This is a genomic window from Streptomyces sp. BE20, from assembly GCF_036322525.1.
GTDB lineage: Bacteria > Actinomycetota > Actinomycetes > Streptomycetales > Streptomycetaceae > Kitasatospora.
The window spans coordinates 39,432-59,071 of the sequence record NZ_JAQYWW010000436.1 but is presented as its reverse complement, the minus strand read 5'-3'; the positions used below and the strand labels follow the sequence as shown (position 1 = coordinate 59,071).

Genomic DNA, 19,640 nt, shown 5'->3' with positions numbered 1-19,640 from the left:
GGGCTCAGGAGAGCTCGGGCACGGTGCGGTGCAGCCCCTTGCGGTCGTAGTAGCGGGTCATCCCGAAGCCGAAGAGCAGCGCCGCCACCGTGCCGATCCCGATCCAGACCCACGCCCTCGTCAGGCCGGCGTCCGCCTGCGCGTCGAAGAAGAGGATGGCGCGCACGCCGTCGGTGAGCTGGCGCATCGGCTCGAACAGCGCCAGGAACCGGTAGAACGACGGCAGGGCGTCGAGCGGGATCGTGGCGCCGGAGGACGGCAGGCCGAGCACGATGAAGACGAACATGCTGATCAGCAGGCCGATCCCGCCGAAGGCCGCGTTGATGGCCTGGACCCCGAGCCCGACGGCGCTGGTCGCGCAGACCGAGAAGACCCAGAGCAGCGGCAGGTGGGCGGCGTCCATGTCGAGGACCACCACACTCGCGAACATGATCAGCGAGGAGGTCAGCAGCGAGAGCACGACGGACATCGCGCACTTCACGGCCAGGGTGCCGGTGCGGTCGATCGGGACGACCGGGTGGCGGGCGCGCCAGGGACCGATCTCGTTGTCGGCGTAGCCGAGGGCGACGTCGACGCCGTTGCCGATGATGTTGGCGCCCATGAAGCCCGCCAGGACCAGCAGCAGGGTGTAGTAGAACGCGGTGAGTCCGAGCCCGCTGCGGCTGCCGATGGGGTGGCCGACGGCGGTCGTGACGGTGATCGGGTCGGCGATCAGCAGCCGGGCGGCGTTGTCCAGGCCCTGGGTCCCCGGCAGGGCGGTGAGCGTGCCGCCGAGCCGCAGGGACGCCTCCCGGACGGCCTGCTGGCCGATCTGCGCGGCGAGCGAGGAGCCGAGACTGCCGACGCCCGGGTTGGTGTACTGGACGACGGTCGGCCGTGCGGGTTCCGCACCGCCGCTGCTGCCGAGGGCCGCGACCGCCGCGGTGAAGTCGGGCGGCACCTGGAGGACGCCGTACAGCTTGCCGGAGGCCAGCTGTTCCTTGGCCGCGGCCTCGTCGAGGCGGCGCCAGGAGACCGTGTCCCCCTGGCCGGGGGCGGTGGCGATGCCGGTGACGACCTGCTCGCCGAGGTTTCGCTGCTGTCCGGCGACGGTGGCGCCGCGGTCGGTGTCGACCAGCCCGATCGGGATGTGGTGCAGGTCGGCCCGCGGGTCGAGGATCCCTCCGAGGTAGAGCAGCGACATCAGCAGGCTGAGCAGCCCGACCAGGACGGCGGGGATCACCCAGAGCCGGGGGTTGCGCAGCACCTGCCGGGCGCGGACGCCGGTCGTGGGCGCCGTGGTCGGCGGCGGGGGCTCGGGGAGGTTCGGTTCGGGGACGTCGGACATGAGTCTCCGTACGTGGTCGGCGGCCCGGCCGACACTAGGAGCGGCGTTCGGCGGGCGCACGCCGCCACGCCGCCGGGTCACCCGCCCGCGCGGCCCCGGGCACGGACCGGCCCGGCCCCCCGTGGGTGCGGGGGGCCGGGCCGGTCTCCGCCGGGGTGGCGTCAGCCGGTGAAGCCGGCCGTGATGGAGGTGAACTGCCAGTCGTTCTGGGCGATGCCGGAGCAGGTCTCCTGCAGGCCGCCGCCGGGGCAGCCGCGGTCCCGGTTGACGGACCAGAACGCGAGCCGGGCGAGGTGGTGGCTGTTGGCCCAGTCGCGGATCGCGGTCCAGTTCTGGACGGTGGTGACCTCGTTGTTGTCGCTGAGGCCGTTCATGCCGGAGATGCCGATGTGCGCGTAGGCGGTGGCGTCGTCCCAGCCGAAGGTGGACCTGAGCTTGGTCTTCAGACCCTCGGTGGCACTGACGGTGGCGGCGTACATGTCGGTCGAGGCGTTGCCGAAGTCGAACGGCATGATGGTGAAGACGTCGATGTCGGCGTTGAGCGCCTTGGCCTGCTCGATCAGCCGGTTGCCGTGGGAGGTCGGGCCGCTGGTGGCGGTGCCGAAGGTCAGGATGGTGCGCAGACCGGGGTTATTCTGCTTCACGATCTTGAGCGCGCCGAGGATGCGGTCCTGGACGGCGTAGTTCTCGAACTCGTCGGTGTTCTCGATGTCGACGTCGATCGCCTTGAGACCGTAGGCGTTGATCACCTTCTGGTACGCGGCGGCGAGGTCGGCGGTGGTGGCGCAGTTGGGGCCGAGCTTGTTGCCGCTCCAGCCGCCGATCGACGGGACGATGTCGCCGCCGGCGGCGCGGACCGCGTTGACGGTCGCCTGGTCGACGCCGTTCAGCAGGGGGCGCTGGCTGTCCCAGGTGGGGTTGCAGCCGTTCTGGGCGAGGATGAACGCCATCGTGAACCACTTGATGCCGGTGGCGTTCATGACCGTGGTGGCGGCCGGCGGGTTGCCCCAGCCGTTGTACAGGTAGGGCGCGGCCTGCTTGAAGCCGGTCGGGGTGCCGCCGCCCGGGTCGGTGGTGACGGTGAGCGCGGTGGAGGCGCCCGAGGTGTTGCCCGCGGCGTCGCGAGCCTTGACCGTGAACGTGTACGCGGTCGCGGCGGCGAGGCCGCCGACGGTGGTGGAGGTCCCGGTGGCGGTGGCGACCTTGGTGGCGCCCTGGTAGACGTCGTAGCCGGTGACGCCGGTGTTGTCGGTGGCGGCGTCCCAGGCGAGGTTGACGCTGGCGGCGGACTTGCCGGTGGTGCGCAGGTTGCCGGGGACGGTGGGCGCCTGGGTGTCGGTGGGGGTGCCGCCGCCGGGGCCGTCGAGGCTGAGGTCGTCGGCGTAGTAGGTGCCCTGGCCGTACCAGCCGTTGACGTAGACCTCGGCGCTGGTCTGGGTGGCGCCGGTGGTGAAGGAGACGCTCAGCCGGGTGTAGTCGGCGGCGGAGGTCCAGGCGGAGGTGCCCCCGGTGACGCCGAGGTAGACGTAGCTGCCGCGGACCCAGCCGGAGAGCGTGTAGGCGGTGTTGGGCTGGACGGCGACGGTCTGGACGCACTTGGCGTTGTCGCCCGCGGTGGCGGCGCCGGCGAGCGCCTTGGTGCCGCCGTGGACGGGGGTGGTGACGACCGAGCCGAGGCCGCCGGAACAGTTCCAGCCGGACAGGGTGCCGGTCTCGAAGCCCGGGTTGGTGAGCTGGTTCGCCGCGTGGGCGACGGTGGGTGCGCCGAACGCGGCGACGGCAGCGAGCAGAGCGGCCGCGCCGGCGGCGGGCAGTCGGGTGCGCTTGTGCACCGGTGACCTCCAGTGGGGGTGTGGGGGTGGAGGTGCGGGGAGGAGCCCAAAATGGACTGGACCAATTGACCGTGTCAAGGACCGTCCGCCGAACGGACGGTGAAGGCGCGTCGGGCTCCGGGGCGCGCGGCGGACCGCCGGGTCCGGGCCCCGTTGCCGGGCTCGCGCCGGGTCCGCGCCGGGCCGCTCCCAGGTACTTCCCAGGTCCGTCCCGGGTTCCGTCCCGGACCCGGGACGGGCCGGGACCGGCCGGATCCTGCGACATTCCAGGACGTCCGGGAAAAACCGGTGGAAGGCGACCGCGCTCCCAACTAGCGTGGGCACGCCGTGCCGTCCGCGGCGCATCGATCGCACCATCGATATCAATCAGAGGATCAGATGACCGACCTGTCCGACGAACTGCTCCCCTCCACCCGCCGTGCGCTCACGCACCGGATCGCGGTCGCCCAGGCCGAGGGCCGCACGCCCTCCATGGTCGCCGCCGTGGTCCGCGACGAGCGGTTGGTGTGGAGCGGCTCCCGCAGCATGATCGACGGCCACGCCCCCACCGCCGACGTGCAGTACCGGATCGGTTCGATCACCAAGACCTTCGTCGCCGTCCTGGTCCTGCGCCTGCGCGACGAGGGCCTGCTGGACCTCGCCGACCCGATCGAGCGTCACCTGCCCGGCACGCCCGCCGACGGCGCCACCGTCGCCCAGCTGCTCTCCCACTCCGCCGGCCTCGCCTCCGAGACCCCGGAGCCGTGGTGGGAGCGGACGGACGGCGCGCTCCGCCCCCGCCTCGCCGACATCCTGGAGCAGGAGCGGCCGCGCCGCCACCCGGCCGGCCGGCGGCACCACTACTCCAATCCCACCTACGCCCTGCTCGGGGCCCTCGTCGAGCAGGTGCGCGGCGAGCCCTGGGGCGAGGTGCTGCGCCGGGAGGTCCTCCAGCCCCTCGGCATGGACCGCACGACCCTGCTGCCCGAGCACCCGCACGCCGGGGGCTTCGCCGTCCACCCCTGGGCGGACGTCATGCTGCCCGAGCCGCTCACCGACACCGGCCTGATGGCGCCGGCCGGCCAGCTCTGGTCCACCGTCACCGACCTCGCCCGCTGGGCCGCCTTCCTGACCGGCGGCCACGAGAAGGTCCTCTCCACCGACACGCTCGCCGAGATGCGCGAACCCGCCGTCGGCCCCGAGGCCGGCGAGTGGAGCGAGAGTTACGGGTTCGGGCTCCAGCTGATCCAGCACGAGGGCCGCTCGCTCTACGGACACTCCGGCTCGATGCCGGGCTTCACGGCGGGCCTCTGGATCAGCGACACCGACGGCCTCGCCGCGATCGCCCTCTCCAACGCCACCAACGGCTCCCGTACGCCGCTGGTCGCCGCCGAGCTGATCGCCCTCACCGCGCAGCACGAGCCCCGGATCCCCGAGCCCTGGCGTCCGCTGCCCGACGTGGACGAGGAGCTCCTCGCCCTCACCGGCCCCTGGTACTGGGGCGCCGCGCCCCACACCCTGCGGCTCAGGGCCGACCGGATGCTGGAGCTCTCGTCGCTCGGCCGCACCGGCCGCGGCTCCCGCTTCCGGGCCGAGGCGGACGGCACCTGGACCGGTCTCGACGGCTACTACGCCGGCGAGACCCTGCGGGTGGTCCGGGCGGGCGACGGATCGGTCAGCCACCTCGACATCGGCACGTTCGTGCTCACCCGCGAGCCCTACGGCCCCGCCGAGGTCATTCCCGGCGGCCTCGACCCCCAGGGGTGGCAGGCGTTCTAGGCCCTCCCCGGCCTCCGCTCCCCCGCTCCCGCTGCTCCCCGCCGCCGTCCCCCCGCAGTCCTTCCGGGGGGACGGCGGCGGGCCCGTCTCCGGCGCCGCCCCGGCCCGGTGGACGACCGGACCTCCCGGACCTCCCGGGCCGCCGAGGAGCCGCCGGGCGAGCCCCGTCACGGCCGGGCCTGCGTCCGCCACCCCGTCGAGCCGAGCAGCGGACGGCGTCCTGGTGCCCGACAGGTGTCCCGCACACGACGGGTGACCGCATTCAGCAGGTGCACATCTGCTCTCCGCCGAACCGCAACGTGGATGCCAGCCGACTTGGAGAGACATACGGGTGCCGGTCAGCACGCCCGCCGAGGACGCGGGCCTGCCCGGTGCCACGGAGTTCCGTGGCTGCCGTCGTCCGTGCTGCCCTGGAGGGTCCGCCATGACCATCGTCCCCACGTACGCTCCGCCCGCAGTCACCCCCGTCCACCCCACCGCGGTGCCCGCCCCGCGCCCGGCCGTGCCGTCGCCCGCCGTCTACACGGTCGCCCTCGCCCGGGACGAGGACGACGTCCGCGCCGCCCAGCGGCTGCGTCACCGCGTCTTCGCCGCCGAGCTCGGCGCCACCCTGCACAGCCCGGTCGCGGGGCTGGACGTCGACCCGTTCGACGAGTTCTGCGACCACCTGCTGGTCCGTGAGGGCGAGGACGGCACCGTGGTCGGCACCTACCGGCTGCTGCGCCCCGAGGCCGCCCGCCGGGCCGGCCGGCTCTACTCGGACGGCGAGTTCGACCTCCGCAACCTGGCGCCGCTGCGCGACGGCCTGGTCGAGCTGGGCCGCTCCTGCATCGCCCCCGAGCACCGGGGCAACGGCGCCGTCATCAACCTGATGTGGGGCGGCATCGCCCGCTACCTGGCCGACACCGGCAACACCTGGGTGGGCGGCTGCTGCTCGATCCCGCTGGACGACGGCGGAGCCACCGCGGCCCGGGTCTGGGACACCGTCGGCGCCAAGCACCTCGCCCCCGAGGAGTACCGGGTGGCGCCGCACCGGCTCTGGGACGCCACCGACGTACCGCGCGCCGAGCGGGCGGCACTGCCGGCCCTGCTCCGCGGCTACCTGCGGCTGGGCGCCTGGGTCTGCGGAGCGCCCGCCCACGACCGGGACTTCGACACCGCCGACCTGTTCGTGCTGCTCTCGCTGGAGCGGACCGACCCCCGCTACCTGCGGCACTTCCTCTCCGGCGTGGGCGGGGTGACGGCCGGCACGGCGGCCACCGCACCGGCGGCCTCCCTGGCGGGCGGCACCGAACCCGCGGCAGGACCGGTCTCATGAGCGTCTGGCTGCCGACGGCGTCCTGCACACCCGAGTCCTGCCTCACCGACCCGGCGCCGACGGTCGCCCTCCCCCGGCGGGTGCTGCGGCTGACGGCCTGCCTGCTGGTCCTGGCGACGGGACTGGCGCTCACCCGGCCGGCGAGCACCCTGCCCCGGGGGCCGCGCGACCTGCTGGCCCGGTTCTGGGCCCGCACACTCCTCGGCTCGCTCGGGGTGACGGTGCGGATCGCCCCCACCCCGGACGACCGCCCGGACGACCGCCCGAACCCGCAGCACTCCGGTGTGCTCCTGGTGGCCAACCACGTGTCCTGGCTGGACATCCCGCTCATCGCCGCCGTGCGGCCCGGCCGCTCGCTGGCCAAGACCGAGGTCCGCCACTGGCCGGTGCTCGGCCGGATGGTCTCCTGGGGCGGCACGGTCTTCCTGGACCGCGACCGGCTCCGCACCCTTCCCGGGACGGTCTCCGAGGTGGCCGCCCTGCTGCGGGACGGCCACCCGATGGTCGTCTTCCCGGAGGGGTCCACCTGGTGCGGGCGCGAGAGCGGCCGGTTCCGCCCGGCCTTCTTCGAGGCCGCCGTCCGGGCGGGCGCCCCGGTCCAGCCGATGACGATCCGCTACCGGCTGGCCGACGGGCGGGCGACCAGCGCGCCGGCGTTCGTCGGGGAGGACGGGCTGCTCAACTCGCTCGCCCGGGTGGTCGCGGTGCGGGGGCTGGTGGCGGAGCTGACCTTCCGTCCGCCGATCCCGGCCCCGGCCCCGCAGCCCGGCGGCGGCCTCCGGCAGGCCCGCCGCGAACTGGCCCACGCCGCCCAGGCATCGGTGGAGGGCGTCCGCTGAGGGCGGCGGAGCGGCCTGGCGGCGGTCGTCCCGGCCGGCCGCCGGACCGCTCACGTCCGCCACGGCAGCAGGGCGACCGCCCCGCCCGCCCCGACCGCTTCCCGCCCGCCCCCGCCCGTCCCCCGTGCGGCGGCCACCGGCGGTCGGCCGCCGAAAACCGTTCGACTACCGCCGTCCCGGCCGCTAGCCTCACGGGCACCCCGTCCCCTGCCCGAGGAGGCCGCCGCATGTCCGAGTTCCATCCGATCGGCACACCGTACGCGGAGGGGCTGCTCGACGTCGGCGACGGCAACCGGATCCACTGGGAGGCGTCCGGAAACCCGTCGGGCAAACCCGCCCTGGTGGTGCACGGCGGGCCGGGCTCCGGGCTCAACGCCGGCAACCGGCGGTTCTTCGACCCCGAGCGGTACCACCTGATCCTCTTCAGCCAGCGCGGCTGCGGCCGGAGCGAGCCGCACGCCGCCGACCCGGCCACCACCCTGGAACACAACACCACCGCGCACCTGATCGCCGACATGGAACGGCTCCGCGAGCACCTGGGCGTCGAGAAGTGGCTGCTGTACGGCGGCTCCTGGGGATCCACGCTGATCCTCGCGTACGCCCAGGCCCACCCCGAGCGGGTGTCCGAGATCGTGATCAGCGCCGTCACCATGACCCGGCCCGAGGAGATCGACTGGCTCTACCGGGGCGTCGGCCGGCTGTTCCCCGGCCCGTGGGAGGCGTTCCGCGACGCGCTGCCGCCCGAGGACCGCGGCGGCGACCTGGTGTCCGCGTACAGCCGGCTGCTGAACAGCCCGGACGAGGCCGTCCGGCGCAAGGCCGCGAACGACTGGGCGACCTGGGAGGACGCGGTGATCTCCCACGAGTCGCTGGGCACCCCGAACGCGTACTCCGACCGCCCGACCGACGCCCTGATGGCCTTCACCCGGATCACCGCACACTACTTCTCCCACCAGGGCTTCCTGGAGGACGGCCAACTCCTGCGCGACGCGCACCTGTTGGCCGGCATCCCCGGCGCCCTCATCCACGGGAAGCTGGATCTCGGCTGCCCGCTGGACACCCCCTGGTCGCTCGCCAAGGCCTGGCCGGACGCCACCCTGACCGTCATCGACGAGGCGGGGCACACCGGCACCCCGCTGATGCGCCGGGCCGTCCTCGACGCCCTGGAGCGCTTCCTGTAGCCGTCCCGGCACGCCCGGTGACGCGCCGGGCGCACCGGACACCCACCGCCCGCCGGAACGGTCCGGCACGGATGGTGACGGGCCATCAACGGTCCGCACTCGGGGGGTGACAGGTCGGCTCCGGACTCCGACACTGGAGGGGAGAAGCTCCCACGCCAACGGGTCGACCGGTGCCGGCCGGTGCCGGCCGCGGAGAGGGCAGGCCGGCCATGAGTACGCCGTCCGCCAGACTCCCGATCATCTATGTCCGGGGCTACGCCGGAGGCATCCCCGGGATCGAGAAGGCCGTGACGGATCCGTTCTACGGATTCAACGAGGGCTCGACGCACATCCGCGTCGGGCGTGAGGACGACCCCGTCTTCTACCAGTTCGAAAGTCCGTTACTGCGCCTGCACCTCGACGAGGGCTACCACATCCTCGTCGAGGGCAGCCAGGAGAACTACCTGGAGAACCACGACGAGATTCCCCCCGACAGCATCTGGATCCACCGCTTCTACGACCGCTGCGCCGGCGCCTGGGGAGCCGGGCCGCAGCGGTTCGACCTGGAGACGGCCGCCGCCGACCTGCTGGACCTGATCGAGAAGCTACAGGCCAGGACGGGCGCGTCCCAGGTCCACCTGGTCGCCCACTCCATGGGCGGGCTGATCTGCCGCTGCCTGCTGCAGAAGGTCATCCCGGAACGGCGCCCGGGGCGGCGGGCCGCCGACTACGTCGCGAAGCTCTTCACGTACGGGACGCCGCACGGCGGCATCACCTTCGACGTCGGGTTCGGCGTCCCCGAGGCGCTGCGGGACATGGTCAACTTCAACGGCGCGGACGTGTTCGGACCCGCCCGGATGTACCGGTACCTGACCCCGGCCGGCCGCCGGGACGAGGCCGGGCCGCCCGTGGGCTGGCGGGCCGTCGACATGCCGGACGACGACGGCACCGGCTCCGCCGAGGACGCGGCCGGAAGCTTCCCGCTGAACCGGGTGTTCTGCTTCGTCGGCACCGATTCCGCCGACTACGACGTGGCCCACGGCGTCTCCTCGGCGGCGGTCGGCCCGCGCAGCGACGGGCTGGTGCAGATCGAGAACGCCCAGGTCACCGGAGCCCACCGTGCCTTCGCCCACCGCAGCCACAGCGGGCGGTACGGGCTGGTCAACTCCGAGGAGGGGTACCAGAACCTGCGCCGGTTCCTGTTCGGCGACCTGCGGGTCCGCGCCGACCTGGTCGGTCTGGAGCTGCCGGAGGACGACCCCGACGTCACCTGGCAGGCCGAGGTGGAGCTCAAGGTGCGCGGGCTGCCGGTGCTGATGCACGAGCGGGTGGCACCGCACTGGTGCCCGATCCAGCTCTCCGACCCCCGGCGCAACGGCCGGCGCGGGTGGGACCCGGACGGCGACCGAGCCAACGGGGACGGCGCCGTCCCCCTGGCGACCGCGTTCCTCTCAACCGCCCTGCCGCGGCCGGGGGCGGCGCCGCTGCGCTACGCGCTCGACCTGCGGGTGCTCTCGCTGCGCGAGCACAAGGGGTTCTTCGGCTTCGGCGACCACCTGGAGCAGACCGCCGACTTCGCGGACACCCTGATCGTCGACGTACAGGCCGCCGGGCCGCGCCCGGCAGCCTGGGCGCACTGGAACTCCGAGGTCACCGGCACGATCAAGGACCTCCACCCGGAGGACGAGCGGCCGCTGCCGGACGAGGACCCGCAGGCGGACTCCTGGGTCACCCGGGTCCGGCTGCCGTCGACCACCGCCCCGATCCTCGGCGAGGGGGCCAGGGTCCGCCTCACGGTCGGCCGCTGGAACTGACACCCCCGCCGCTACCCGCCCGGGGCCGCGGCGCGCGGGCCCCGGCCGGGCCCGCGGCGGTCAGTGGCCGTGCCCGCCTGCGGCCGTAGACCTCCCCGGCCGTTCGGGCCTGCCCGGCCGGTCCGGCGCGGGCGCCTCGGCGGCCAGCAGGACGCGGCGCAGCAGGTCGGAGAGCCGGCGCCGTTCGTCCGGCGTGAGGACGCCGAGCAGGCGCCGTTCCTCGCGGCCGACCACGTCCAGCGCCTCGCGCCAGGCCGCGCGGCCCGTCTCGGTGAGCCGGACGTCGACCCGCCGCCGGTCCTCGGTGGAGGGGGTGCGGACGACGAACCCGCGCCGTTCGAGTCCTTCGAGCCTGCCGGTCACCGAGGCCGGTGCCAGGTTGAGGTCGTTCCGGAGCTCGGACGGGGCGGCGTGGCCGCCGCGCCCGGCCAGCTCGTGCAGGGTGTCGAACTCGTGCTTCTGCAGGCCGTAGTCGGCCACGCCCTGTTCGCGCACGCGGCCGAGGTGGCGGGAGAGCTTGCTCATCCGGGTGACGGCGCCCTCGATGTCCGGGTCGAGGTGCGGCAGGACCGGCCGCCAGCGTTCGACGTGGCCGTCGGTCCAGTCGCGGAGCTCCTCCGCCCGCGCCTCGTCCGGGGGCTGCCGGTCGGCCGGTCGGTCGGGGCGGGGGGCGCGCGTCATGGCACGAGTCTAGGCGGCGGCACGTCACGGCCTGTCACGTCAGACCCACATTATTTCGTTGCCGAAATTTCGGTACCGAAATATAGTCCCGTCCGTGACCCACCCTCTGCGACTCCGCGACTTCCGCCTGCTCTTCCTCGGCCGGGCGGTCTCGACCCTCGGCGACGCCGTCGTCCCGGCCGCGCTCGCCATCGCGATCACCCGGGCGACCGGCTCGTCCTCCGCGCTCGCCCTGGTCCTGGGCTGCGCCATGGTGCCGCGCCTGCTCCTCCTCCCGCTCGGCGGCGTCGTCGGGGACCGCTTCAATCCGCGCCTGATCGCGCTCACCACCGACCTGGTCCGGGCCGCCGCCCAGATCCTCGTCGGCCTCGAACTGCTCGGCGGCGAGCCCCGGTTGGCGCACATCGCCGTCGCCGAGGCGGTCGGCGGCATCGCCTCCGCCTTCGCCATGCCGACCGCCTCGCCGCTGATCGCGGCCACCGTCGAGGGCCCGCTGCGGATGCGCGCCAACGCCCTGCTCGCCTCCGCCACCAACGCCGCGCGGCTCGGCGGCCCCGCACTGGCCGGCCTGCTGGTCTACACGGCGGGCGCCGGCTGGGCGTTCGTCCTGGACGGCGCCTCGTTCCTGGTCAGCGCCGCGCTGATGTCGCGGCTGAGGGTCCGCCACACCCCGGGCGGCCGTCGCCCGCTGCGCGCGGACCTGGCCGAGGGATGGAGCGAGCTGCGCGCACGCGACTGGTACTGGACCAGTCTGATCGGCCACGGCGTCTGGAACGGCGCCAGCGCCGTCCTGCTGACCCTCGGCCCGCTCATCGCGGCCCAGCGGCTCGGCGGTGACGGCGTGTGGATCGCCATGACCCAGGCCGCCGCCTTCGGGGTGCTGGCCGGTTCGCTGATCGCCGGGCGGGTCCGGCCGCGACAGCCCGTCCTCGTCGCCAACCTGGGCCTGGCCCTGTACGCGCTGCCGCTGACGGCCCTCGCCGTGAGCGCGCCCGCACCGGTCACGGTGACCGCCTACGCGCTGGCCATGACCGGGCTCGGCTTCCTCAACCCGGTCTGGCAGACCGTCGTCCAGCAGGAGTTCCCGGCCCAGGTGCTGGCCAGGGTCACCTCCTACGACTGGCTGCTCTCCCTCGCCGCCGCACCGCTCGGCTACACGCTGGCCCCGCTCGCCGCCGACGCCTGGGGCAGCACCGGGCCCCTGCTCGTCACCGCCGCCCTGGTGGCGCTCGCCTGCGCGGGCACCGCGGCGGTACCGGGCGTGCGCCGGATCGGGCGCATCGGACCGAAGGACAGGGCCTCGCACGAGGAGCAGGAGCGGCCCGCACGGCCGGAGCCGGCGCGCCCGTAGTCGCCCCGCCGGCCGGCGCGCACGCCGGCGGCGGCCGATCCGGAGGCTCCCGCCGGCCACCCCGGCCGGGCCCCTACGATACGAGCATGATCGCCTATACCCCAGCGGCCTTCTTCTTCCTCCTCTGCGGGATCGGAGTCCTGCGGGACCGCCGCCAGTTCAGCAACGCCGTCCTGCTCGGCCTCGCCATGTCCTTCCTCGCGCTCGCCCTGATCGCCGAGCTGCGCAAGGCCCCGACGCTGGTGGCGGAGCTGGCGGCGGTCGCGATCATCCTGGTTCCGGCCACCGGCACCCTGGCCCTGATCGGCTTCCTGATCTCCAACGGGCTCACCATGGTCCGCAAGGAGGGGTGGCGGCTCGCCAACCTGCTCTCGCTGCTCGCCGGACTCGGCATCCTCTCGGTGATCGGCCTGCTCGTGGCGGCGCTGGCCACCCACTCGGTCCGGCTCGGCATCGTCGCCGGAACGGCCGTCCTGGTGGTCGGCTACGTCTCCTTCCTGTTCGTCTGCTTCGTCGGCTACGCCTTCCTCTACGGACGCCACCGCCCGCGCCGCGACGTCGACTTCGTGGTGGTGCTCGGCTCCGGCCTGATCGGCGGGGAGCGGGTCCCACCGCTGCTCGCCAGCCGGCTCGACCGGGGCCGCCAGGTCTACGACCGGCAGGCCGCGCGCGGCAACCCGCCGATCCTGATCGCCTCGGGCGGGAAGGGGTCGGACGAGAAGGTGGCGGAGTCCCACGCGATGGCCGGCTACCTCGTCGAGCGCGGCTTCCCCCCGGAGCACCTGGAGCAGGAGGACCGCTCGCGCACCACCGAGGAGAACCTGGTCTTCAGCAAGGTGATCATGGAGCAGGCCCGGCCCGACTACCGCTGCGTCATCGTCACCAACAACTTCCACGCGTTCCGCGCCGCGCTCATGGCCCGCAAGGCCGGCGTCAACGGGCAGGTCTTCGGCTCGCCGACGGCCGCGTACTACTGGCCGAGCGCGACCATACGCGAGTTCGCGGCGGTGTTCCTCGCCCACAAGCTGGTCAACTTCGGGATCTGCGGCTTCCTGGCGGTCTGCGGACTGCTCGCCGCCACCTACTGACGGGCCGCGCCGCCCGTCCGGACCCGCCCCCGACGCCTTTGACGAAAGGTTGACCTGCTCACGGCAGAATGTTGGGGGCCCCGAATCCTATGGTCGCCCCATGCCTCCACTGCCCGCCGGGAGGACCGCCCTGCCGGTCCTCCCGTACCGCAAACCCACGCCCGGACGCGACTACTGGGTGATCGACGACGTCCTGCCCGACCCCGACGCCGTCCGGCGGCGCTGCCTCGACCGCGGCGACTGGACCGAGGGCCACCCCTACCGGCCGGAGACCTGGCCCGGGCTGCGGACCATGCCCGGGCTCGAACCCGACGAACTCGCCCGGGTCGAGACCCTGGTCCGCAGGGCCACCGGCGCCCGGCGGCTCTGGGTCCGGAGCACCCCCGCCGGCGGCACCCTCAACCACAACTGCGTCCAGGTGGTCGGCGCCGGGGAGTCGCAGCCGCGCCCCCACACCGACTCCCGCGCGCTCTGCCGCTTCGCGGCCGTGCTCTACCTCAGCCCCGGCGCCCCCGCGGACGCCGGCACCGGCTTCTACCGCCAGCAGTTCCCGGGAGGGCGGCTCGGCGGCAACCTCGTCACCGCGCCGCACCACAACCTCGTCGAGGCCCTCGGCACCCGGCGTGTCCCGTCCGACGCGTTCGTCGAGGACGTGCGCGTGCCCAACCGCTACAACCGGCTCCTGCTGTACCACGCCAACCTCATCCACAGCGCCACCGGCTACTACGGCCTCACCCCGGAGGACCGGCGCATGACGGCGGTCTTCTTCTGGATGGCCTGACCTCCGGGCGTCACCGCCCGCCCACCCGCCCGCGCCGGGTTGGCAGCGGTCCGGCGGGGGGAGGTGGGGCGTATGGAGAGTGCGCACCCGTCCGACCCCGCCGCCGCGACCTCATCGGCCGCACCGCCCCCGCCTCCTCCCCCGCCGCTGCCGCGACCGGTGACGGAAACGGTGCGGCCGGAGTGGGGCGGGATCGACCGGATGGCGACGCTCGACCTGCTGCGGCTGATGAACGCCGAGGACCGGACCGTCCCCACCGCGGTGACCGGCGCGCTGCCGCGGATCGCCGCCGTGGTGGACGCGGTCGCCGCCCGGATGGGCCGGGGCGGGCGGCTGGTCTACGCCGGCGCCGGGACGGCCGGGCGGCTCGGCGTCCTTGACGCGAGCGAGTGCCCGCCGACGTTCAACACCGGGCCGGGCCGGGTGGTCGGGCTGATCGCGGGCGGACCGCAGGCGCTGCTGCACGCCGCGGAGGGGGCGGAGGACCGCCCGGAGTGGGCCGTCGCCGACCTGGACGCGCTGGCGCCGACGCCCGACGACACCGTGATCGGGCTGTCGGCCTCGGGCCGCACGCCGTACACGGTGGCGGCCGTCCGGCACGCGCGCACGGCCGGGGCCCTGTCCGTGGGGCTGTCCTGCACGGCGGGCTCACCCCTGGTGGCCGCGGCCGAGCTGGGCATCGAGGTGGTCGTGGGGCCCGAGGTGGTGGCCGGTTCCACCCGGCTCAAGGCGGGGACGGCGCAGAAGCTGGTGCTGAACCTGATCGCCACGGCGGTGATGGTCCGGCTCGGCAAGACGTACGGGAACCTGATGGTCGACGTACGGACCGGCAACGCCAAACTGCGTGACCGGGCCCGCCGGATCGTCACCGAGATCACCGGAGCGGACGAGGCGACCGCGCGGCGCGCACTGGCCGCGACCGGCGGCGAGGCCAAGGACGCCGTCCTGGTCGTCCTCGCCGGGGTCGACGCACCGGCCGCCGCGCAGTTGCTGGCCGCCTCCGGCGGGCGCCTGCGCGACGCCCTGGAGCTGGCCCGGCGGCCGGTGGAGACGGCGCAGGAGTAGGCCGGAGGTCAGCCCAGGCGGACGGCCGACCGCCCGACCACCTCGCCGAAGCGGGGCAGGTTCAGGCCGACCGCCGCCCGGTGCTCCTCCTCGGTCAGGGCGGCCAGCGCCTCCTCGACGAACAGCAGCGCGTAGCCGTGGTCGGAGGCGGCACGGGCGGTGGACTCGACACCGAGGTTGGTGGCGATGCCACCGAACACCAGGGTCTCCGCCCCGCGTTCCCGGAGCAGCTCGTCCAGCCCGGTGCCGTGGAAGCCGCCGATCGTGCGTTTGACCACGACCTCGTCGGCGGCCTCCGCCACCTCGGCCACCAGCTCGCTCCCCGGCGGCTGCTCGACCACGCCCGGCCGCTCGACGCGGATCGCGATCACCGGCGCGCCCGCGGCGCGGAACGCCTCCGCGAGGTCCAGCGAGGCGGCCACCACCTCGGCACCCGTGCGCGGGGCCAGCGGCAGAGCGGCGATCCGGGGCATCAGATCGACCAGAACGAGGGCGGTGCGGGCGGGATCAAGGGTCTGCATGGTCGCTCACGCTAGCGGAACGGCGTCGCGCCCCACCCGCCGCACCGGTCTCCGCCCGCTCCGCCCGCTCCACCCGCTCGGCCCCGCGTCCGGCGGGGACACGAGGGCACGGGGCCGGAGCGGGAGTGCCGCGCCGCAGCCCGGGGGCCGAGCGACCGGCGCGCGGCGTGTCTCAGGCCTCCTGCGTTTCGAGCCAGTGCAGCAGCACGGCTCGCTCGGCGTCGGTGCCGACCGGCTGGGCCGGATCGAGCGCCCACGTGCGGATCCGCCGGACGGTCTCCGCGTCGAGGTCCAGGTAGAGGCGCCAGTGGGAGCGCGGGTGGCAGTCGGAGTCACGGGGTTCGCCGCACTCGTGGCAGTGGGTGAAGAAGGCGTCGACCAAACGGTGCACGATCGTCTCGGCGGACATGGACGGCGGTACTTCCTCACATACTCGGCTCGCGCCGCCGGTCTCCGCGGACCGGCGGGCCCGCACTCCAGGGTGCGGGCCCGGGCGGACGGACGGGAGGGACCAACGTCCCGCGCACGGCGGAGGCCCGGTCCCCGTGGGGGTGGGGACCGGGCCGTTCGGGAGGGCCGTTCGCCGGGGAGGCGGCCCCGTCTCAGCCCCGGCCGGCGGACTTCTGCGTGCGCCGGGAGACCGAGTCGAGCACCACCGCGGCGAGCAGCACCGCGCCGGTGATCATGTACTGGATGGCCTGGGCCGCGTGCACCATGTCCAGCCCGGTGGTGATCGACTGGATCACCAGCATGCCGAGCAGGGCGGACCAGGTGCTGCCGCGCCCGCCGAAGAGGCTGGTCCCGCCGATGACGGCGGCGGCGATGGCGCTCATCAGCACGTTGCCCCCGCCGAGGAGCTTGTCGGCCGAGCCCTGCTGAGAGGCGATGAAGAGCCCGCCGAGACCGGCCAGCGCGGCGGAGATCATGAACACCGAGATCCGGATCCAGGCGACGTTGATGCCGGCCCGGCGGGCGGCCTCGATGCCGCCGCCGACCGCGAAGATCTGGCGTCCGTAGGAGGTGCGCCGGAGCACGAAGTCGGTGAGGACGACCACGCCGACCAGCACGACCAGCGGCAGCGGCAGGCCGCTGTCCTGGTTGAGCGTGTAGGCGCCGACCAGGGCGACGAGGGCCAGGCCGCCGGTGCGCAGCGCGATGTCGCCCGGCGGCCTGGCCGGCAGGCCGGCCGCGGTGCGGCGCCGGGCGGTGAGGAGCTGTGCCGCGAGGAAGCCGCCGATGGCGAGGACGGCGAGCAGCCAGGCGAAGGAGATGTCGCCGTCGCCGAGGAAGTAGTTGTCGAGATGGGCGACGACGCCGTCGTTGATGTTGTTGACGGTGCCGAGCCGGCCGAGCACGTAGTCCTGGAGGCCGCTCCAGGCGAGCATGCCGGCCAGGGTGACGACGAAGGCGGGCACGCCGATCTTGGCGAAGAAGAAGCCGTGCAGGGCTCCCATCGCGGCGGCCGTGAGCAGGGCGATCACGATCGCCAGCCACTCGTTCACGCCCTGCCGCACGGCGAGGACGGAGGTGACGGCGGCGCAGACGCCGGCGACCGAGCCGAGCGAGAGGTCGATCTCCCCGAGCAGCAGGACGAAGACGACCCCGACCGAGATCAGGCCGTAGCCGGCGATCCACTTGGTGATGTTGGTCAGGTTGTCCGCTTGGAGGAAGTGGCCGGTGACGCTCTGGAAGATGACCGCGATCAGGATGAGGCCGATCACGACCGGCAGCGAGCCGAGGTCACCGCTGCGGATCTTGCGGCGGAACTCCTCGGCGTACCCGGCGAAGCCGCCCTGGCGGACCAGCAGGCGCGGGTCCGTCGCGGTCGCACTCCCGTCGGTGGGCCCGGCGGTGGGGGTGGTCTGGCTGGTGGTCACTTCGCTTCCTCCGCGATACGTGCCTGGCGCCGGGTGACGGCGTTGTCGGTGGCGCCGGTGATGGCGGAGATGATCTCCTCGGGCGTGGTGCCGGCGACCGGGAAGACGCCGTTGTTGCGGCCGAGCCGCAGGACGGCGACGGTGTCGGCGACCGCGCGGACGTCCGCCATGTTGTGGCTGATGAGGATGACGCCGAGGCCGCGCTGGCGGAGCCGCTCGACCAGGTCGAGGACCTGCGCGGTCTGTTCGACGCCGAGCGCGGCGGTGGGCTCGTCGAGGATGACGATCCGCGGGTCTCCGACCAGGGCGCGGGCGATGGCGACGACCTGGCGCTGTCCGCCGGAGAGCGCGGCGATCGGGATCCGCACGCTGGGGATGCGGATCGACAGGGTGTCCAGCAGTTCCTTGGCCCGGCGCTCCATGGCGACCTCGTCCAGCGCGCCGCGGCGGCGCAGTTCGCGGCCGAGGAACAGGTTGGCGACGACGTCGAGGTTGTCGCAGAGCGCGAGGTCCTGGTAGACGGTGGCGATGCCGAGCGTCTGGGCGTCCTGGGGCCGGGCGATCCGGACCGGGCGCCCGTCCCAGGTGACGGCGCCCTCGTCGATGGGGTGGACGCCGGCGATCGTCTTGACCAGGGTGGACTTGCCGGCGCCGTTGTCGCCGACCAGGGCGAGGACCTCGCCGGCGTGGACGTCGAGGTCGACGTCGGTGAGGGCCTGGACGGCGCCGAAGCGCTTGGAGACCGCGCGCAGCGCCAGTACGGGTGCGCCTGTCACGTGAACCATCTCCTGCGTGGGTGTGCGTGGCGGGGGTGGGTGGGCGCTCGCGGGGCTGTGGGACCCGCGAGGGGGTGGTGCTCGCGACGTGGTCGTGTCGCGACGGGGCGCGTCCGACCCGGCGGTGCTCGCGACGCGGCGGTGCTCGCCGGGGTGCTCGCGCGATCGGGAGTGCCGGTCGGCGGGCGAGCGGCCGGGCCTCGGGCCGGCGCTCCCCGGTCGGCCGGGGAGCGCCGTGGCGGTTCGCCGGAGCCGGTCGGACGGCCCTGCGGGAACTGCTAGTTGATGCCGACGGCGGTGCAGCCGGCGGCGTAGTCCGCGGTGCAGATGTCGGCGGGCTTGTAGAGGCCGTCGGCGATCACGGTGTCCTTGATGTTCGCCTTGGTGACGATCTTGGGCTGCAGCAGCTTGGCCGGGATGCCCTTGTCGGTCTCGCTGTCCACCGTGGCGGAGGCGACGGCCTTGACGTCCTTGCCCTGCAGCAGGCTGACGGCCAGTTCGGCGGCGTTGTCGGCGAGCGGCTTGTAGGCCTTGTAGATGGTGTAGGCCTGGTCACCGGCGACGATCCGCTGGACGGCGTCGAGGCCGGCGTCCTGACCGCCGACCGGGACGGTGATGCCGGCCGCCTTGAGCTGGGTGATGATGGCGCCGGCCATACCGTCGTTGGCGGAGTAGACGGCCTGGAAGCCGTCCTTGCCGAGCTGGGTGATGGCGGCGCCGGTCTTCTGGCCCGCGACGGTGGGCTTCCACTCGCCGGACTGCTCGTAGACCACCTTCTTGATCTTGCCGTCGAGCACCTTGTGGGCACCGGACTTGAAGAGGGCGGCGTTCGGGTCGGCCTCGTCACCGTTGATCATCACGATGTTGGCGTCGGCGGCCCTGCCGCCGAGGGCGTCCAGCAGGGCCTGGCCCTGGAGCTCGCCGACCTTCTCGTTGTCGAAGGAGACGTAGGCCGCGACCGGGCCGGTGGCCAGCCGGTCGTAGGCCACGACCTTGACGCCCTTTCCGGCCGCCTCCTTGACCCACGACTGGGTGGACTTGGCGTCGAAGGCGTCGAGGACGATCACCTTCACGCCCTCCGCGATCAGGGTGTCGAACTGCTGCTTCTGCTTCGCGGCGCTGCCCTCGGCGTTGCTGTAGCGGACCTTGCAGTCCGGGCAGAGGGCGGTGACCTTGGCCTCGATGAACGGGCGGTCGAAGGACTCGTAACGGGTGGAGGATGCGTTCTCCGGCAGGAGCAGGCCGATGGACTTGGTGTCCCCGGAGCTCGCGCTGTCCTTCTTGTCGCCACCGGCCTTGCCGCAGGCGGCCATGGACAGGGCCAGTGAGACCGCGGCGGTGCCGACGAGGACGCGACGCATCGTTGCGTTCATGGGGGGTGCCTCCGTGACAGGTGCCGCAGCGCTGCGGCGAGGTGGGAGGAGTTAACCCGGCCCTGTCAGCTGGCGTCAA

Annotated in this window: 17 protein-coding genes; 9 read left to right on the top strand and 8 right to left on the bottom strand. The window is 73.8% G+C overall.

Annotated elements, in window-relative coordinates; genetic code table 11:
• Positions 1–4: 4 nt before the first annotated feature.
• On the bottom strand, positions 5–1,327 hold the full coding sequence (locus PUR61_RS04005) for a YhgE/Pip domain-containing protein (protein ID WP_329875668.1): 1,323 nt from the start codon (positions 1,325–1,327) through the stop codon (positions 5–7).
• Positions 1,328–1,488: 161 nt separating this feature from the next.
• Positions 1,489–3,159, bottom strand: a complete 1,671-nt coding sequence (locus tag PUR61_RS04000) for a carbohydrate binding domain-containing protein (protein WP_443035114.1) — start codon at positions 3,157–3,159, stop codon at positions 1,489–1,491.
• Positions 3,160–3,537: 378 nt separating this feature from the next.
• Between PUR61_RS04000 and PUR61_RS03995 the strand changes: the two genes are divergently transcribed.
• From PUR61_RS03995 to PUR61_RS03975, 5 genes are all read left to right on the top strand, one after another.
• Positions 3,538–4,917, top strand: a complete 1,380-nt coding sequence (locus PUR61_RS03995; protein ID WP_329875667.1) for a serine hydrolase domain-containing protein — start codon at positions 3,538–3,540, stop codon at positions 4,915–4,917.
• Between the two features lie 424 nt (positions 4,918–5,341).
• Positions 5,342–6,235 carry a GNAT family N-acetyltransferase gene (locus tag PUR61_RS03990; RefSeq protein ID WP_329875665.1) on the top strand — a complete coding sequence of 298 codons (894 nt, stop codon included), beginning with the start codon at positions 5,342–5,344 and terminating at the stop codon, positions 6,233–6,235.
• Positions 6,232–7,074, top strand: coding sequence for a lysophospholipid acyltransferase family protein (locus PUR61_RS03985; RefSeq protein WP_329875663.1), 843 nt, complete (start codon positions 6,232–6,234; stop codon positions 7,072–7,074). Before PUR61_RS03990 ends, PUR61_RS03985 begins: the two co-directional genes overlap by 4 nt.
• A gap of 227 nt (positions 7,075–7,301) precedes the next feature.
• A complete protein-coding gene (pip, locus tag PUR61_RS03980; protein ID WP_329875661.1) occupies positions 7,302–8,255 on the top strand; it encodes a prolyl aminopeptidase in 954 nt (317 codons plus the stop codon).
• A 209-nt stretch (positions 8,256–8,464) separates the two neighbouring features.
• The gene (locus PUR61_RS03975) at positions 8,465–10,048 is read left to right on the top strand and encodes a lipase family alpha/beta hydrolase (RefSeq protein ID WP_329875659.1); all 1,584 of its coding nucleotides are present in this window, start codon (positions 8,465–8,467) and stop codon (positions 10,046–10,048) included.
• A gap of 60 nt (positions 10,049–10,108) precedes the next feature.
• On the opposite strand, the gene PUR61_RS03970 is transcribed toward PUR61_RS03975, so the two are convergent.
• A complete protein-coding gene (locus PUR61_RS03970) occupies positions 10,109–10,729 on the bottom strand; it encodes a MarR family winged helix-turn-helix transcriptional regulator (RefSeq protein ID WP_329875657.1) in 621 nt (206 codons plus the stop codon).
• Between the two features lie 94 nt (positions 10,730–10,823).
• Between PUR61_RS03970 and PUR61_RS03965 the strand changes: the two genes are divergently transcribed.
• From PUR61_RS03965 to murQ, 4 genes are all read left to right on the top strand, one after another.
• Positions 10,824–12,080, top strand: a complete 1,257-nt coding sequence (locus PUR61_RS03965; protein WP_329875655.1) for an MFS transporter — start codon at positions 10,824–10,826, stop codon at positions 12,078–12,080.
• An 86-nt stretch (positions 12,081–12,166) separates the two neighbouring features.
• Complete coding sequence (locus PUR61_RS03960; protein ID WP_329875653.1) at positions 12,167–13,168, top strand: YdcF family protein; 1,002 nt, start codon at positions 12,167–12,169, stop codon at positions 13,166–13,168.
• Positions 13,169–13,268: 100 nt separating this feature from the next.
• Complete coding sequence (locus tag PUR61_RS03955; protein WP_329875651.1) at positions 13,269–13,949, top strand: DUF6445 family protein; 681 nt, start codon at positions 13,269–13,271, stop codon at positions 13,947–13,949.
• Between the two features lie 72 nt (positions 13,950–14,021).
• The gene (murQ, locus tag PUR61_RS03950; RefSeq protein WP_329875649.1) at positions 14,022–15,014 is read left to right on the top strand and encodes an N-acetylmuramic acid 6-phosphate etherase; all 993 of its coding nucleotides are present in this window, start codon (positions 14,022–14,024) and stop codon (positions 15,012–15,014) included.
• A gap of 8 nt (positions 15,015–15,022) precedes the next feature.
• Here murQ and PUR61_RS03945 read toward each other — a convergent pair whose 3' ends face one another.
• The 5 genes from PUR61_RS03945 to PUR61_RS03925 form a co-directional block, all read right to left on the bottom strand.
• Positions 15,023–15,535 (bottom strand): isochorismatase family protein, encoded by a 513-nt coding sequence (locus tag PUR61_RS03945; RefSeq protein WP_329875647.1) that lies wholly within the window; start codon positions 15,533–15,535, stop codon positions 15,023–15,025.
• Between the two features lie 172 nt (positions 15,536–15,707).
• Positions 15,708–15,944 carry a hypothetical protein gene (locus tag PUR61_RS03940; protein ID WP_329875645.1) on the bottom strand — a complete coding sequence of 79 codons (237 nt, stop codon included), beginning with the start codon at positions 15,942–15,944 and terminating at the stop codon, positions 15,708–15,710.
• A 193-nt stretch (positions 15,945–16,137) separates the two neighbouring features.
• A complete protein-coding gene (locus PUR61_RS03935; RefSeq protein ID WP_329875643.1) occupies positions 16,138–17,412 on the bottom strand; it encodes a sugar ABC transporter permease in 1,275 nt (424 codons plus the stop codon).
• A complete protein-coding gene (locus tag PUR61_RS03930; RefSeq protein ID WP_329875641.1) occupies positions 17,409–18,197 on the bottom strand; it encodes an ATP-binding cassette domain-containing protein in 789 nt (262 codons plus the stop codon). The genes PUR61_RS03935 and PUR61_RS03930 overlap by 4 nt, the downstream gene beginning before the upstream one ends.
• Before the next feature lie 269 nt (positions 18,198–18,466).
• The gene (locus tag PUR61_RS03925; protein WP_329875639.1) at positions 18,467–19,561 is read right to left on the bottom strand and encodes a sugar ABC transporter substrate-binding protein; all 1,095 of its coding nucleotides are present in this window, start codon (positions 19,559–19,561) and stop codon (positions 18,467–18,469) included.
• Positions 19,562–19,640: the final 79 nt, after the last annotated feature.